Below are 16,100 nucleotides of genomic sequence, written 5' to 3'. Positions count from 1 at the left end.
AGGTACGCATCCCGATCAGATCCAGGCAGTTATTACTAAAACCGTCAATTCCCCCGACGGTTAATTTTTTTTACGGAACCGGTCCTGCATGGCGCGCTATTTTGATCGTGATCGCCAGCGCGTTCCTTTTCAATATTGATCACGCATCTGCTGATTCCCTGACAATAATGGCGGTGGGCGATATCATGATGGGTTCTGATTACCCGGATAACCGCCTGCCGCCCAATGAAGGGCAGGACCTGCTCATGGGCGTCGATTTCGTGCTGAGGACCGCCGACCTGACGCTGGGTAACCTGGAAGGGCCGCTGGCCAGCGGGGGCACCTGCACCAAGACGATCGAAAAAGGCAAATGCTATGCTTTCCGGACGCCGCCCGCCTATGTCAAGAATCTCGTCGACGCCGGTTTTGATTTTCTGAACTGTGCCAATAACCACGCCAATGATTTTGGCTACGCCGGAATGACATCGACCCATGAAATCCTTGCCGACAACGGGATCCAGTACGGCGGGCCGGACAACAGCATCGGTGATTTTGAGATCAATGGACACAAGATCGTGGTCCTGCCTTTTTCCGTGTCGTCCGGGATCGGCTCGATCTTTGAGATCGAATCGGCGCAGCGTCTGGTTGCCGAGAAAGCCAGGGATTACGACATCGTCATTGTCTCTTTCCACGGCGGCGGGGAGGGTGTAAGGTATCTCCACACCGTTGATACTTTTGAATATTATATGGGATGGCCGCGCGGCAACGTCGTCCGGTTCGCCCGGGCCGTGGTTGACAGCGGCGCTGATCTTGTATGGGGCCATGGACCGCACGTGCCGCGGGCGCTCGAGATCCACAACGACCGGCTGATCGCTTACAGCCTGGGGAATTTTTGCACCTGGGGATTCAATCTTGGCGACGAACGCGGTTACGCGCCGATCCTGAAGGCAGTGCTGGATTCCACGGGCGCGTTCCGGCACGGCGAGATCATTTCCGCATTGCAGAGAACCTGCACCTATCCCGTCATCGATGACGACAACCTGGCAGCCCTGCTCATGCAGCAGTTGTCCCGGGAGGATTTTCCGGAAACCGCACCGGATATCCTGGATGACGGCACGATCAGGCTCAAGTCGGCACCGGAGCACTATGAATAACGTTGTTGCCATGGTACTGGCCGGAGGCAGGGTGGATGAACTCCTGGCTCTGACCGAAAAAAGACCAAAGGCTGCCCTGCCGGTCTTCGCGACTTACCGCATAATTGATTTTGTGCTGAGTAACATGATGCACTCAGGTCTCTGGAACGTGGGCGTCCTGTCGCAGTTCCGGCCTTACAGCCTGATGCGGCATATCGGCACCGGCGCACATTGGGATTTCATCGGCCGGCAGCGGGGCGTCCGGATACTGCCGCCGTACCAGGGTTTCAAGGAATCCGATTGGTACAAGGGCACGGCCGACGCGGTTTACCAGAACCTTTCCTATATCGATGAATTCGGCCCCGAGCATGTCCTCATTGCCGCCGGTGACCACATATACCGCATGGATTACCAGCAGTTGATGGATTTCCACATTGACCGCAAGGCGGACCTGACCATATGTTTCACCAGGGTTAAAGAAAAAAGCAGTTGGTTCGGCTACGGGATCATCGACAAGAACGGATCCGTCAAGGGTTATCAGGAAAAACCTAAAGAGCCGCGCTCTGCCTGGGCGTCAATGACCGTTTATATGTTCAGGAAAGGATTCCTTGCCGACGTCCTTAAGGACAATACCAGGGCGTCATCGCACGAATTCGGCCGCGATATTATCCCCAAGGTGCTTTCCGGCAGCCGTGTTTTCGGGTTTGAGTTCACCGATTTCTGGGCATATGCCCGGACCATCGATTCATATTATGAAACAAACCAGATTTTATTGCGGCGTGCCATCGATCTGAAAAAATGGCAGATCAGGACTAACACAGCCGAGGGCTGCGGCGGCGGCGACCACATGCCCGCCCATATTGACGGCCGGGTCTCAAATTCAGTCATCAGCGAGGGATGCGTGGTCCAGGGCGATGTCATCAACTCGATCCTGTCGCCCGGCGTTTTGGTCGGACCGGGCGCGGTTGTAACCGATTCGATCGTTTTCCATGATTCCAAGATCGGACCGAATTCAAAACTGACCAAGGTTATCTGCGATAAGTACTGCACGGTCGAGAAGAACGTGGATATCGGCAATTACGGCAAGAGTATCGCGTCGCAGGAATTCGGCCGTCTCCTGAATTCCGGCATCACGGTCCTGGGCCGGGGCTGCCGTATATTGCCGGGCACGAAGATCGGAGCGAATACCGTCGTTTATTCCTCGGCCAAGGTTGATGCCGCCGAAATACCGGCCGGGAGCGTCCTGCGGTGAAGAAACAATCCGTTGCCATGTTGCTCGCTGGCGGTGTAGGCACGCGCCTGGGGATCCTCGCGCGCAAGCGGGCAAAACCGGCAATACCGTTCGGTGGTATATACCGCATCATTGATTTTACCATGAGCAATGTCTCCCGTTCCGGGATCGAGGTCGTCGGCGTACTGACCCAGTACAAGCCATTATCGCTCATGGAACATATTGATAACGGTCATCCCTGGGATCTGTTCGGCCGCACCCGCCTGGTGGAGATCCTGCCGCCCAAGACCGGTGAGGATATTTCCGACTGGTACAAAGGAACATCCGACGCGGTGTATCAGAACCTGGCGTTCATCGATGATTTTTCTCCCGAACTGGTCCTGATCGTGTCCGGCGACCATATCTATCATATGGACTACCGGGATCTCTACGATTTCCATGAGGAGAAGAGATCGGACGTGACGGTCGGTTTGATCCGGGTGCCAATCGAACAGGCCCACCAATTCGGCACCGCGATCTGCGACCGGAACATGCAGGTCGTAAACTGGGAGGAAAAACCGGCTCAGCCAAGATCAAACCTGGTCTCAATGGGGATCTATTTGTTCAATAAAAAATTGCTCGACCGGACCCTCCATGAATCCGCCCGGAAGAACGGTGTTGATTTTGCCCGGCATATCATTCCCCTGTTGCAGAAAAAAAGCCGGGTGTTCGGCTACGAATTCAAAGGATACTGGCGCGACGTGGGGACGATCGATGCATACTGGAACGCGAACATGGATATCATCAGGCCCGGGTCCGGCCTGGACCTGAGGAATTGGGGTATCAAGACCAATCTGTGGGTGAAGGGCGAGATCGGCGACCGTCCCGCAGCGTATTTCAATCCCGGCGCAGTGGTAAAAAATTCCCTGGTATCCCGGGACTGTATTATCAAGGGCACGGTGACCAACTCGATCCTTTCACCCGGCGTTGTCATCGGCAGGGGCAGCGTGGTCGAGGATTCGGTGATCTTTCACGATGTTGTCATCGGCAAGAATTGTGTCATCAAGCAGGCGATCGTAGATAAAAATGTCACGTTCGGCGATTCGATCCGGATCGGGGAAGGAGAGCTTGTGCCTAACCGCAAAACCCCGGAACAGCTTTCGGGCGGGATATCGGTTATCGGCAAGGGTACGAGGATCGGCAGCCAGATCACCATCGGCAAAAGCTGCATCATCGGTCCGGACAACGTCATTACCAGCAAGAAATTCAAAGCGATCCGTTCTGGTACGACGATCTGAGAGCTCTGAACAAATATTCATCGCTCTCAAGATGACGGTGATAAACGGAATGATTCGCCGTTTTTATTATAATTCTATAATGTACAAACGGCACGCAAAATTCATCGCAGTGATAAAAAACAAAATAATATACACCCTTGACAATCTGCAGGTTTTGAATATACTTGCCCATCATGGAAACGATTAACGAAAATGACAGGAAAGGAGCCTGAGTTAACTATGAGTGTGACTAATGGCGATTCGGGCCGTTTCCCCATTGTTCAGGGGGTTAAGTCCACCTGAAGTTCTAACTTTTGTTCTATTAGACGCCGTGGGCTTTAACCCACGGCGTTTTTGTTTTAATCGCATCGTATGATGCGATTAAAATCGATGGCGGTGATAAAAGAATAGATGACCCCGTTTTTCGGCATAATTCTTTAATGATAAACGGGACGCAAAAGTCAGCGCACCATTTTTATTAAATTCTTTTATGTGCAAATAGTACGCGGAAGTCAACGCAGTGATGAAAGGAGAAAGATGGAAGCACCTTCCTATATGTCCCTACCTTGATGGGAGGGAATGGAAGGGAGGGTGAAAAAAGAGGTGATTATGGTAGCAGTCAAATGTGTTGATGTAAGCAAGATGTTTAAAAGGAAAAAGAAGATCATCGCTTTGAATGCCGTGTCGTTCGAGATCCCGCAGGGCGAGATCTTCGGGATCGTCGGACCCAATGGTTCGGGAAAAAGCACGCTGGTAAGGATTCTGTCCACACTGCTGATCCCGGACCATGGCAGCGCGCGCGTCTTTGGTCACGACGTCGTCCGCGAATACAGAAAAGTGCGGCCGCTGATCAACCGGGTAAGCGTGGATGCCGCTTTTTTCAAAGGAATATCAGCCTGGGAGAACCTGCGTTATGCCGGGCGGCTCTATGGGCTGGGGAGCGGAGAAGCCAGGGACCGAGCGATGGAGATCCTGAAAGAGCTCGGTTTTGACGGTAAAAGGTTCCACGAGCCCTTGGAAGATCTTTCGCGGGGCATGCAGCAAAAGGTGGCGATCGCCCGCGCTTTTTTCACGTCGCCGATGCTCCTGCTGCTGGATGAACCGACCACGGGTTTGGATCCGCGTTCAAAGCTCGACGTTCAGGGCTACATTAAAAAAGCCATGAAGAAAAACGGGTTAACGATCGTGCTGACGACCCATGATATGCGCGAGGCCCAGAATCTATGCCATCGGGTCGCGATCATTATCAATGGCCGGTTCGTCGCGGTCGGAGAACCGGCGCAATTAATGGAACAGTTCCAAAAGCCTAATCTTGAGGATGTTTTCCTTCAAGCGACCGGCATGGAATGGAAAGAAGAGGAAAGTGAGGAAGAATAAGGAGACGAACATGGCAAGTGAATATATAAGAAGGCAGGCATACGGTTCGATCGCTTTTCTGGAGCGGAACTTTGCTCTGATAAAAAGGTACATAGGTTGGGAGATCGTTTTTATCGTTTACAGCGTGGTTAATGCTTTGGCCATCGGCTTGATCGGTGTGCGCATGGGCAAGGAAATGATCATGTACCTCGTTGTCGGCGCGATGGTCTGGGGGTTTTTGTCGATCCTTTTCCACGAAATCTCCGAGTCCATTGCCTGGGAACGGTGGGAAGGTACGATCGAATATACCTTCATGGCGCCGATCAGCCGGTTTACGCACCTGATCGGAAACTGTCTGTTCGCCATTGTTTACGGGGTTATCCGGTCCACGCTGCTGCTGATCGCGATCGCCGTGTTTTTCGGCATTTCGATCAAGGGTGCGAATATCGCGGGACTGCTGGTCGTGCTCGTGGTGTCCGGCTTGTCTTTCGTCGGGCTGGGGCTGGTCGCGGCGGTACTGCCCCTGCTGTCGACTGAAAAAGGAGCCTACGCCACCCATATTTTTGAAGCGATACTGCTGTTGATATCCGGCGTTTATTACGAAGTCGAAGTGCTGCCGGTGTGGATACGGCCGCTGAGCGTTATATCACCAGCGACCTATACGCTGAAGGCGATGCGGGCGGCGTTGCTACAGGGCGCGAGCTTCAAGGAGCTGCTGCCGGCAATACTGCTGCTGCTGGCGATCGGCATTGCGTTGATACCGCTGGGCATGATAATATTCAGGCAGGCCGAGTACTACGCCAAGAAAAAGGGTAAACTGAAGAGAAGCGGGTAGGGTGCTACTGCGAGCAGGTTTTTACCCGGCTGCTCATTTTCCGTTCGGCCTCGATATTTTTGAGCATCTGCAGCGGGATGGATGTGGGATAGGTGCCGGTGAAGCAGGCCGTGCAGAAACCACGGGCACCGGCATCAACACCGCGAGTGAGCCCTTCCACGGTTTGGTAGATAAGGGCATCAGCGCCAATGAGCCTGCGGATCTCGTCGACCGAGCGGTTCCGGGCAATGAATTCACCCCGGGTCTGCATATCGATGCCGTATACGCAGGGGAATCTGAGCGGCGGCGAGTAAAGCGCGTAATACACGACCTTTGCGCCGACGCTCCTGACGATCTCGGTTATCTTCCTCGAGGTGTTGCCGCGCACGATCGAATCATCGACCAGCATGACCTTTTTACCCTTGATCTCCGATCGGATGGGGTTCAGCTTGAGCCGGATAGCCTCGATCCGGCTGGACTGGGCAGGCATAATGAAAGTGCGGTACACGTACCGGTTCTTTATAAGCCCTTCGCGATGCTTCACGTTGAGCACTTCGGCGACCATTTGCGCCGCGCCCCGCGCCGTGTCCGGGATCGGAATGACCACGTCCGGTTTGATCCTGTGCTTCAGGCATTCCCTCCCCAGATGCTCGCCCAAACGCAGGCGCGCTTCATAGACACCGATTCCGTCGATGACCGAATCCGGCCGGGCAAAATAAACATACTCAAATATGCACAACGCTTTTTTACCGCGGACTATCTGCTGGTGGTGAACGCCGCCTGTGTGATCGATAAAGTACGCTTCGCCGGGCGCCACATCCGTTTGTTTGTCGAAACCCAGCAGGTCCAGGGCTGTGCTTTCCGAGGCAAAACAGAAACCGCCTTTGTTCCTTCCCATGATCAGAGGTTTAATCCCGTTTTTGTCGCGGAACGCCAGGAGCCCCTTCTGGGCGATAATGGCGACGACCGCAAAACTGCCTTTGATCCGACGATACAGGCCTGCCAGCGCTTGGAATATGTCCTGCGGCGTCAGCCGGTGCAGGTTCATTCTGGTCAGCTCGACCGATAATATGTTCAGGATGACCTCGGCGTCGCAATTCGAGTTCAGGTACCGGTATTCACGTTCGATAAGGTCTTTCTTCAGATCGTAGTAATTGACCAGGTTGCCGTTGTGGGCGAGCGCAATGCCATACGGCGTCGTGATTATGAACGGCTGCGCGTCCTCAACGCCGCCGCCTCCAACGGTCGGGTAGCGGACATGGCCGATCCCGATATTGCCCTGGAGCCGCTCGATATTCTTCGGGCTGAACACCGTTGTCACCAGGCCGTTGCCTTTTTTCATCTGGAATCCCTTGCTAAAGGTCACGGCGCCGGCCGCGTCCTGGCCCCGATGCTGAAGCGCGATCAAGCCAGGATAGATCTTGCTGATGGCTGGTTCATTGTTTCTGTTGAGTACGCCAATAATACCGCACATGTTGGTAGTTAGTAATTGGTAATTAGTAATTGGTAATTGGGCATGGATGGTATTACAGTTGATTCAACTTGACTAAGCCTTCCTTGATCGTTTTGTAGGTCGACGCGAGACCCTCGGAGATGACTTTTGTATCGCCAAGGACCGGCATGAAATTGGTATCACCCTGCCATCTTGGTACGCAGTGGAAGTGGACATGGGTCACCAGCCCGGCACCCGCGGTCTGGCCCTGGTTAATGCCGATATTGTAGCCGTGCGGTTTCATCGTGTGGTTGATCGATTTGATCAGGCGCGACAGGAGCCGGTTGATTTCCAGGACTTCACCGTCATTGAGGAGCTCGAGCGACGCGACGTGACGCAAGGGCGCGACGAGAATGTGACCGTTATTATATGGAAAACGGTTCATGATGGAAAAGGCCAGGGCGCCTTTTTCGATAATGAGACACTGGGCGGGATCTTTCTTTTCCAGAGCTTCGCAGAGGAAGCAGTCGCCGCCGGTCTTACGGATATATTTGACGCGCCATGGAGCCCACATCCTTTCCATGTCAGGCGACTCTCCACTGGGAGAGTTCTTCCTCGCGGATCGGGCTCACCAGCAGTTTTTTGATTTTGCCGCGGTGTTTGTACGCGACCTCGACATGCGGCTCTTTGTTCTTATCGCTGTACCGGGCGGTCACGGCGGCGGCCGTTTTGAGGTATTTCTTGTCGCCAAGCAGCAGGGTGTTGGGACTACCCGTGTCCGGTACATACAATAGGTACATTTTTGATGTCTGCAATTCCTCAAGGATCTCATTTTCCGCCTCCTGCCGGCCGACGACCAGTTTCGTATCCGGCGCGAGCCTGAAGTGGCGGCCTACTTTGAGCAGCTCGATATCATCGGCCGAGATATCTTCCTGGTGCCGCATCAGGTCAGCGAGCCTTTTGGAAAAACCAGGGTCGCAAAGCAGGCATCCGCCCGCGGGCGGGAAAAAATCCGTGATGTTCTTCTTTTTTGCCAGGTACAACTCGAATTTGCGCGAGCGGCCTCTTATCTTGTACATGCCCTCGAGCTTGATCAGACCTTTTTTCAGCGGGATCGTCGGCGGCAGCAGGCCGTCGCTTAGCGGCCGGACGACCATGCCCTCAACCCCGGCTTCGCGTTCGATCGTGATCATCACGTCCAGGCGCTGGGACATGGGCCGCTGGTCAAGGACCTCGCCGGTCACGATGAAATCAGCCTTGACCTCCTTCATGTAGGCTTTGGCTTTCTTCAGCATCATGATGCGGCAATCGATGCAGGGATTAAGGTTCTTGCCAAAACCGAATTTCGGGTTCCGGATGATCTTTAACAGGTTCTTGGTCAGATCGATGACCTTGAGACCAGGGATCTTGGGCAATGATTTTGTCGATAGGAACTTGTAGTTAATGTGGAGCGGGTAAACTTCGGCGCCCCATCCTTTGACGATATCCAGGGCCAGGGTGGAGTCAAGCCCTCCCGAATAGAGCACTACTGTTTTCATCGGTTTTTAGCCTCCGAGCTCCTTCAGCATGCTGATCGCGGTGGTGTCACCCGGGTTCATCCGGATCCAGTCTTTAAGCACGTTTTTCGCTGAATTTGTATCATTCATGGTCGAGTCCAGGTAAACGCTCAAAAGCCCCATGTAACCTTGCGGCAGCCTGGGGTTAAGCTGGATGACCTTGTTGAAGTACTCCAGAGCCTTGTCAAATTGTCCGACCATCCGGTAGACACCGCCGATCTGCGTCAGGATCTGGGGGTCCTTCACATTGATCCGGGAGAAGTAGAAATCGGCCGAGTCCGTAGCGCCAAGCTGGGCATACAGCAGCCCCAGATTGAAATAGAAAGTGTGGCTGCCTTCGGGTTCGAACATCAGGCCGAAGCGCCAGGCATTAAGCGTCCCCTGGATATCGGCGCGTTCTTTCAGAACAAGACCGAGGTAAAAAAGCCCGGCCGCGTAGTTGCTGTAGAGCCGCTGGGTGTTCTCGTCTTTGACGATAGGGCGGTCCAGGAACTCCTGTTCTTTCTTGCGCCGGTCAAAATCATTCAATATCGTTTTCAATGCCTGCTGCTTTTGGGGTTCGAATACGCCAGTGTAGCGGTACGTGGTGTAGAAAAAATCCTCGGTGCGCTTGATATCGATATGATAAGGGAACGGAATGCTGTCGCCGACCAGCCGGTAGACCAGGCCTTCCAGCTTCAGGTACGGAGCGAACCCCTGGTAGTTGTCAGCCGACACGGTCGAGGCGAAATAGATCGGCCTTTTACCGCGGTAGCCTTTCAGGTACTTGGCCGCGAACTCCGGCTGGGAGCTAAAGTAATCCTCGTCCTTAAGTTCAATGCCGGCATTCACCGCGATGATATGTCGGATCATGATGTCCTTGACGTAAATGATCCGGCGGTCCTGGGTCATGAACGGCTGCAGTCGTTTGATCACGTATTCGCTGAATTTTACCGGGGCGCCCCACTCCTTGAGCTGGCGGATATACCAGTCGGTATTGATGAGCGAGAGGTTCGCGACGATCACGCGGCGCTTGAACCCCAGCACTTCCTGCACGAACCACAGGGGGAACGTGTCGTTGTCGCCGTTGGTGAAAATGACGGCTTCGTCATCGCAGGATATGAGCATGTTGTATCCGTAATCCCGCGGTATGAAGTTCTTGTAGCGGTTGTTGACGTGCAGGTTGGTGAAGAGCGGCATGATGGCAAAGACCACGGTACCGCCCAGGGCGCCGGCTTGTGCCAGCCGGTTTTTCTTTGATTCTTTGTCCAGCCACTCGACCATGCCGAAAAGCCCCATCCCCATCATGATCCCGAACATGACGTGGCTTGAATGGAAGAAATAATCGCGCTCTCTGACCTCGCGCGGCTGGTGCTTGGCGTTGGCATCGGACGGCGAGAATTTCAGGTTCAGGTAACCGACGATCCCAAAGGAGAGCATGAACAGGGCCAGCATCATCAGGATGAACAGTTTCTTTTCCCGCTTGAAGAGCTCGACCGCTCCCCAGATGCACAGGGCGTAGAATAAAGTCAGCAGAACGGCCCGCAGGAGCCGGTTGACATCCTCGGGCGCGACCTGCCACGACATATAACGAATGAACAGGAAGATCTGCTCGGCATAACCCTGGATCAGGTTGAAACCGGTCTCGTCCTGGGTCTGGCGCGGTATGATCCTCTGCGGTCCATACTGGGCGCGGTGCAAAACGTTGTTGAATGCGGCAAAGTTCTCTCCGGGTTCGCATTCATTGATGCGCGGGGCTACGTTCTTCCCAGAAAGGTATTCTGTCGTCGCCTTGGGATCTTTATAGAGTTTGGTTAGCACTGCCGAACGGATAGGCATATACAATTCCGAGGAACTGCCGATGATGACCAACGCCACTCCGATCCAGAAGAAACTCCAGTTATGGTACTTAATATGATTATACAGGGGAAAGACTATTCCGGCGAAGAGGATGATGCCGAGGACGATCAAGATGGGCGTGTAGAGGGTCGGCTGGACTAGGAATAACAGCGGAAAATAAAGCAGCTGGAAAATGCCGAGCAGGAGGAGGAGCGGATCTTTCAGGTATCGCCGCTCGACGACAATGATGAACACGTAGATCGGCACAAAGAGCAGGAACGGCATCAGGCCGATGCCGGTTGACATGAAGATGAGGTAGAAAACCATCAGTAAAAAGTGGTTTTTAGCGGCGCCGTTCTTCACGGATTCATACCAGAGTACGACCAGATAGAGTATCAAGAGCACGAGGAATGACGATGCGCCGTAAATTTCGGTCTCGATGGCGTTCCCCCAAAACGTGTTGAAAAATGCCACGGCAAGCGCGGTGGCGAAAGCGATGATCGTCGAGATGATCGGATTGCCGTTCTTATGCCAGAGGCTGAAGATCTTCAGCATGAGCTTGAAAAGCATATACAACGCGCCCAGCGAAAAACCAATGCAGAGAAGGTTCATGTGCCACGCTACTTCCTTGGAAATAGGCAAGATGGCGGCGAACAATCCGACGAAAAGTATCCAGACCCGGCCCAGGACCACGTAAAAGGGTGTTCCAGGCGGATGGGGTACTGCCATGGTATAGGCCGACGCGATAAATTCACCGCAATCCCAGAAGGAAAGCGTGGGCGCGACCGTGTACAGATAGATAACTCCGGCGAGCACTAAAAGGATGGCAAGCAATATTTTCTGTAATTTCTTAGGGTCCATTAAACCTCCAATCACGATTATATTTAAGTAATATCTAAAGTCAAGATAAAGTTCAGAGAACAGCTGATAATAATATGATTTAGATCGTTATCGGGGCCGGCAGTTTACCTTATGGCGCTGCTCCTAGGCTAGAAGATCCCGGATCGCGTACAGCTCGTCCTTGATCTCCTTGAGGATCTTGGCCGCGTTGTGCAGGGGCAGGGAGAGCTGCTCGGGACCTTCGGTGATCATGGCCAGCTTCTTTTTGGCGCCGGCGATCGTGAAACCCTGGTCGTAAAGGATGGTCTTTATTGTCTTGACGATGTCAATGTCTTTTTTAGTATAGAACCTCCGGCCGACCCGGTTTCTCCGGGGTCTTAACATCGCGAATTCCTTTTCCCAGTAACGCAGGATATATGGTTTCAGACTGAACATCTCCGATACTTCATTGATGGAAAAAAATTCCTTCTCGATCATTTAACCCTCCTTTCGTAAGGGTCGTGTCATCAGCTCCTTGATCCCTTGCGGCGGCGGCTTGTTCCGGTATAAAATATCATAGACCACGCCGCAGATCGGCATTTCGATCCCGTGCCTGGCCGCAAGTTTATGAACTGCCCGGGCCGTGGGCACGCCTTCGGCGACCATCACCATGTCCCGTTCGATCTTCGCGCGCGATAGGCCCTGGCCGATAAGAGTGCCGTAGGCATGGTTCCGGGATTCCCGGCTGAATGAGGTCGTTATCAGGTCGCCGATCCCGGACAATCCCAAGAACGTCAATGCCCGGGCTCCCATGCGCACGCCCAGTCTCTGGATCTCCTTGATCCCCCGGCTGATCAGGGCGCCTTTAGTATTGGCGCCCAGGCCCAGTCCGTCGCTGATGCCGCAGGCGAGCGCCAGGACGTTCTTCAAAGCGCCGCCCAGCTCCACGCCGACCAGGTCCCGGCCTTCATAGATCCGGAACGATCTGGTCGCCAGTTGTCCCTGCAGGGACCGAGCACGGCGCGCGTTGCGGCCGACCAGGACGACCGCGGTCGGCTCGCCGCGAATGATCTCGTTCGCGATCGAAGGTCCTGAAAGGACGAACATGCGATCGCGGCGGACCGGCAGTTTCGAGATGATCTCCGAAGGCCGCTGCAGGGTTTGGATGTCGATCCCCTTGATCAGGCTGAGCACCAGGCTGGACCCAAGGTTTGTTCTCAAAGCGCGAATATCGCTTATCACTTTTCGCACGACCTGGGAGGGTAGAGCGAAGACCACCAGGTCGGCGCTTTTCAGTACCGGTTCGATCTCCCAGTAGATCCCGATCTCATCAGGTAGCTTGCACTGCGGCAGGAACGGCTGATTATCTCGTGTTTTTTTGACGCGCTGGGCGCGCGGTTTATCGAACTCCCAGATCCTGACTGTATGCCCGTTGCGGGCCTGTATTATGCCAAATACCGACCCCCAATTGCCGCAGCCAAGGATTCCGATCTTCATTTTTTTCCCCAGAAAATGGTCTTTGGTTCGGTGCCATTGATGAGGCGCTTGATATTCTTATTATGGGCGACGATGATCAAAATACAGATCACGATCATTAGAATCCGCGCCATGGTATCAGCTTCCTTTAATATTATTATAATTACCGGCAGCATAAATGCAAGACACAGGGATGCCAGCGATACGATGAACGTTGCCAGATAGATGATCAACCAGACCGCGATCGCCAGCAGGAAAGATTTAGGCGTCAGGCCGAGTGCCACGCCAACCGTGGTGGAAACACCCTTGCCGCCCTTGAACCTGAAAAACGGGTTGAAAATATGCCCGGCAATGGCGCCGGCTCCAGCCAGAGCAGGGGTGAACGAGAGGGATCGGGCCAGCAAGACTGGAGCGAGACCCTTAAGCGCATCCAGGATGAACCCCATGATGAAAAAAGGCATGCCCAGTTTGCGGCCGAGGTTGGTCGCGCCGATATTGCCGCTTCCGGACGTTTTCAGGTCGACGCCTTTGATCCTGCCCAGGATATAAGAAAAAGGGATCATGCCGATGGCAAAACCAAAGGCAAAGGAAACAAGATAGATGATCACGATATTAATATGGGCCTCCTTCCGGTCGCAGCGCTAGTTCACTCGGCGCTCCCCCTCCGGATCTTTGTTCGCATCAGGATCGGAACCCCCGTAAAACCAAAATATTTTCTTATGAAATTGCGCAAGTATTCAAGGTAGCTCTCCCGCACCGGTACCGTCGTGCTGACGTTGAATACGGGTGGTTTTTTCCCGACCTGGACAATGGAATTGATCGCACCGCCGGGCGGGGGCTTGATCTGGGGTACGATACTTTCGAGCACCTGACGGTCGGCAGTTTTGTTCAACTCCGCGTAAACATGCATGATATGGTTGAGTAATGTATCGACATCTTTGCCGTCTTTGGCCGACATGGGAATAACCGGCGCGAAGTCAATGAAATCGAGGGACTTCTGGACCGACGGGAGGATCTTCCGGCGGTCCTTGGAAGGGACGAGATCGATCTTGTTGGGCACGATGACAACACCCTTTGCTTTTGATAAAGCCAGGTTGACGATCCGGCAGTCTTCTTTCACGACGCCCTGGCTGATATCGAAGATGAGGATGACGATGTCGACCTGTTCGATATAGTGAAACACCCGCATCATAGAGTAAAACTCGATCGATTCCTTGACCCGCGATCTGCGGCGGATCCCGGCGGTGTCGATTATTTCAAAAACGCGGTCTGAGTGCTTGAAGCGCGCGTTTATCAGGTCCCTGGTCGTACCGGGTTTTTCATCGACGATCGCGCGTTCTTCGCGTAATATCGCGTTGAACAGGGTTGATTTGCCCGCATTGGGTCGGCCCACGATCAAGAGCTTGATCACCTGTTCAGCCGAACCTGCGGGCGCGAGTTTTACCTTCAGTATTTTAAGCGTGGCATCGAGGACTTCGCCGAACCCAAAACCGCCTTCTCCGGAAACCGGGAATATATCGCGGTACCCGAGCTTGCCGAATTCGAACGCTTTACTATCGTCTTTCCGGTTATCGATCTTATTGATGAGGAGGAACACCGGCTTGCCGGTCCTACGCAGCTCTTTGCTGATGTCCTCGTCGCTCGGCGTCAATCCTGATTTGGCGTCGACCACGAAGTAGATCAGGTCGGCTTCGCGCAGGGCTAGTTCGATCTGGCGCGAGATCTTCCGCGCCAGAGGAAGCTCTTCGTCAGGGAAAAAGCCGCCGGTATCAATGATGTCGAGGTTCCGGCCGCACCATATCATCTCACCGTAAAGCCGGTCCCGCGTGACCCCGGGTTCTTTGTACACGATGCTCAACCGCATACCCATAAGGCGGTTAAAGATTGTTGACTTGCCGACGTTCTTGCGGCCGACGATGGCTATTGCAGGCATTTTATCAACTCGGCTACGCGATAGGGTGATACTTTCACCTTACCGGTGAAAAGGGGATGCGATAAGGATCGAGGATGGGAAGCTATGAGGTTATGAGGATATGAGAAAGAATGGGGAACGGATTCGTCGAGGAAAAGGCCGTTTTGGTTCACGCAGTTTGGCGGCAGGAATATCTTATCATAACCATGGCCGTATTTTGAAACAGCATTTCTATAGTCTCGCGAGCCGATCAGACCCGATACCGTTATTGATCGGCCAAAAAGCGTGTTCTTCACAGGTGTAACGGTGACCTTGATCTTCGGGCTGGCGTTTTCAAGTTGGTCTCCAAACCATTTCAGAGACCGCGCCGCCAAATGTCCGGTGAGAAAAAGATATTTGCCCCGTAATTTCTTTACTGCCTTCGGTTTGAGCTGGCTGACTTCGTCCTGAAAATGTCTGATCATTCCGATACCGTTCTCATACTGGGGAAATCCGTCGTAGTATCCGGAATCCGGCATGCGCCAGCCGGCCTTGATAAAGAATTCATCAGCTAGATAAACAATGCCTTTGCCATGATAAGCCCGGAACCGGTTCTGCATGGCCATGCATTTTTTCACGATCTGTTGGGCTTGTTTTTTGCTGACCGGTTTTAAGTGTTTATTGAATTTGGTAATCCCGACCGGTACAACGCCGATCGATCGCACTGCGGGATAGAGACGCGCCAGGTCATCGATCGTTTTTTCCATCTGCCGGTCATTAAGGCCCGGCACGATCACGATCTGGGTATGGAGTTCAATGTTATTGAGGGCGAGCGCGCGCAACTGTTCCAGGATCAGACCGGCTTTTTTATTGGCGAAGATCTTCTGTCTAAGTGCGGGATCAGTTGCCTGGACCGAAATGTAAAGAGGGGTCAGACGCAGTCTGGAGATCCGGTTTACGTCATCGTCCGTGACATTGGTCAGGCTCAGGAAATTGCCGTGCAAGAATGAAAGGCGGTAGTCGTCATCCTTGAAATAAAGTTCCTTGCGCAGATCTTTAGGCAGGCCGTTGACAAAACAGTACGCGCAGTCGTTCTCACACCGGCGGTATTGTGGTTCTTTTATTTCGATCTTGATCTTTTCGCCGGGCTTGAACACGATATTCTTTTTGCGGCCATCCAGCGCGATCGAGATCGTACGTGCCGCCTCCACGTCATTGTGAAATTTGAAATCAAGAAAATCCTCGACCAGATGTTTGTTAATCGAGATCAGCCCCGAGCCGGCCGGGATCCTCTCGTCGCGCGAACTGCTGACTATTGCGGCCATGGTCATGGGTCGAT

The 16,100-nt window shown here is 53.5% G+C and carries 14 protein-coding genes; 5 read left to right on the top strand and 9 right to left on the bottom strand.

What is annotated here, in order from left to right; genetic code table 11:
• Window positions 1-107: 107 nt before the first annotated feature.
• From VF399_05745 to VF399_05725, 5 genes are all read left to right on the top strand, one after another.
• Window positions 108-1,133 (top strand): CapA family protein, encoded by a 1,026-nt coding sequence (locus tag VF399_05745; GenBank protein ID HEX7319840.1) that lies wholly within the window; start codon window positions 108-110, stop codon window positions 1,131-1,133.
• Window positions 1,126-2,364: a sugar phosphate nucleotidyltransferase gene (locus VF399_05740; GenBank protein ID HEX7319839.1), complete on the top strand. Its 1,239-nt coding sequence runs from the start codon at window positions 1,126-1,128 to the stop codon at window positions 2,362-2,364. The genes VF399_05745 and VF399_05740 overlap by 8 nt, the downstream gene beginning before the upstream one ends.
• On the top strand, window positions 2,361-3,620 hold the full coding sequence (locus VF399_05735) for a sugar phosphate nucleotidyltransferase (GenBank protein ID HEX7319838.1): 1,260 nt from the start codon (window positions 2,361-2,363) through the stop codon (window positions 3,618-3,620). The genes VF399_05740 and VF399_05735 overlap by 4 nt, the downstream gene beginning before the upstream one ends.
• Window positions 3,621-4,208: 588 nt before the next feature.
• On the top strand, window positions 4,209-4,976 hold the full coding sequence (locus VF399_05730) for an ABC transporter ATP-binding protein (GenBank protein HEX7319837.1): 768 nt from the start codon (window positions 4,209-4,211) through the stop codon (window positions 4,974-4,976).
• Between the two features lie 10 nt (window positions 4,977-4,986).
• Entirely contained in the window at window positions 4,987-5,790 is an 804-nt protein-coding gene (locus VF399_05725; GenBank protein HEX7319836.1) for an ABC transporter permease, read from the top strand.
• Between the two features lie 4 nt (window positions 5,791-5,794).
• Here the strand turns inward: VF399_05725 and purF are convergent, their stop codons facing one another.
• The 9 genes from purF to VF399_05680 all read right to left on the bottom strand — a co-directional run bounded on the left by purF (window position 5,795) and on the right by VF399_05680 (window position 16,092).
• Window positions 5,795-7,243 (bottom strand): amidophosphoribosyltransferase, encoded by a 1,449-nt coding sequence (purF, locus tag VF399_05720; protein ID HEX7319835.1) that lies wholly within the window; start codon window positions 7,241-7,243, stop codon window positions 5,795-5,797.
• 52 nt (window positions 7,244-7,295) lie between these two features.
• On the bottom strand, window positions 7,296-7,784 hold the full coding sequence (locus tag VF399_05715; GenBank protein ID HEX7319834.1) for an HIT domain-containing protein: 489 nt from the start codon (window positions 7,782-7,784) through the stop codon (window positions 7,296-7,298).
• 1 nt (window position 7,785) lies between these two features.
• A complete protein-coding gene (locus tag VF399_05710; protein ID HEX7319833.1) occupies window positions 7,786-8,739 on the bottom strand; it encodes a tRNA 4-thiouridine(8) synthase ThiI in 954 nt (317 codons plus the stop codon).
• Window positions 8,740-8,745: 6 nt separating this feature from the next.
• Window positions 8,746-11,436, bottom strand: a complete 2,691-nt coding sequence (locus VF399_05705; GenBank protein HEX7319832.1) for a DUF2723 domain-containing protein — start codon at window positions 11,434-11,436, stop codon at window positions 8,746-8,748.
• Window positions 11,437-11,559: 123 nt separating this feature from the next.
• On the bottom strand, window positions 11,560-11,892 hold the full coding sequence (locus tag VF399_05700; protein HEX7319831.1) for a MerR family transcriptional regulator: 333 nt from the start codon (window positions 11,890-11,892) through the stop codon (window positions 11,560-11,562).
• Window positions 11,893-12,891: an NAD(P)H-dependent glycerol-3-phosphate dehydrogenase gene (locus tag VF399_05695; protein ID HEX7319830.1), complete on the bottom strand. Its 999-nt coding sequence runs from the start codon at window positions 12,889-12,891 to the stop codon at window positions 11,893-11,895.
• On the bottom strand, window positions 12,888-13,478 hold the full coding sequence (gene plsY, locus VF399_05690) for a glycerol-3-phosphate 1-O-acyltransferase PlsY (GenBank protein ID HEX7319829.1): 591 nt from the start codon (window positions 13,476-13,478) through the stop codon (window positions 12,888-12,890). The genes VF399_05695 and plsY overlap by 4 nt, the downstream gene beginning before the upstream one ends.
• 38 nt (window positions 13,479-13,516) lie before the next feature.
• On the bottom strand, window positions 13,517-14,803 hold the full coding sequence (gene der / locus VF399_05685; protein ID HEX7319828.1) for a ribosome biogenesis GTPase Der: 1,287 nt from the start codon (window positions 14,801-14,803) through the stop codon (window positions 13,517-13,519).
• Window positions 14,791-16,092 carry a DUF512 domain-containing protein gene (locus VF399_05680; GenBank protein ID HEX7319827.1) on the bottom strand — a complete coding sequence of 434 codons (1,302 nt, stop codon included), beginning with the start codon at window positions 16,090-16,092 and terminating at the stop codon, window positions 14,791-14,793. The genes der and VF399_05680 overlap by 13 nt, the downstream gene beginning before the upstream one ends.
• Between the last annotated feature and the right edge of the window lie 8 nt (window positions 16,093-16,100).

The sequence above is a fragment of the bacterium genome, from assembly GCA_036382775.1.
Lineage (GTDB): Bacteria > Hydrothermota > Tepidihabitantia > SM23-42 > JAOAFX01 > DASVHD01.
The sequence above is the reverse complement of the archived record's forward strand: the minus strand, read 5'-3'. Positions and strand labels throughout refer to the sequence as shown.

Bases quoted from the DNA above. Each gene is read 5' to 3' on its own strand.
- VF399_05680 (HEX7319827.1), bottom strand. From the start codon at position 16,092: ATGACCATGGCCGCAATAGTCAGCAGTTCGCGCGACGAGAGGATCCCG.
- VF399_05700 (HEX7319831.1), bottom strand. From the start codon at position 11,892: ATGATCGAGAAGGAATTTTTTTCCATCAATGAAGTATCGGAGATGTTC.
- VF399_05740 (HEX7319839.1), top strand. From the start codon at position 1,126: ATGAATAACGTTGTTGCCATGGTACTGGCCGGAGGCAGGGTGGATGAA.
- VF399_05710 (HEX7319833.1), bottom strand. From the start codon at position 8,739: ATGAAAACAGTAGTGCTCTATTCGGGAGGGCTTGACTCCACCCTGGCC.
- der (HEX7319828.1), bottom strand. From the start codon at position 14,803: ATGCCTGCAATAGCCATCGTCGGCCGCAAGAACGTCGGCAAGTCAACA.
- VF399_05705 (HEX7319832.1), bottom strand. From the start codon at position 11,436: ATGGACCCTAAGAAATTACAGAAAATATTGCTTGCCATCCTTTTAGTG.
- purF (HEX7319835.1), bottom strand. From the start codon at position 7,243: ATGTGCGGTATTATTGGCGTACTCAACAGAAACAATGAACCAGCCATC.
- VF399_05715 (HEX7319834.1), bottom strand. From the start codon at position 7,784: ATGGAAAGGATGTGGGCTCCATGGCGCGTCAAATATATCCGTAAGACC.
- VF399_05695 (HEX7319830.1), bottom strand. From the start codon at position 12,891: ATGAAGATCGGAATCCTTGGCTGCGGCAATTGGGGGTCGGTATTTGGC.
- VF399_05730 (HEX7319837.1), top strand. From the start codon at position 4,209: ATGGTAGCAGTCAAATGTGTTGATGTAAGCAAGATGTTTAAAAGGAAA.
- VF399_05725 (HEX7319836.1), top strand. From the start codon at position 4,987: ATGGCAAGTGAATATATAAGAAGGCAGGCATACGGTTCGATCGCTTTT.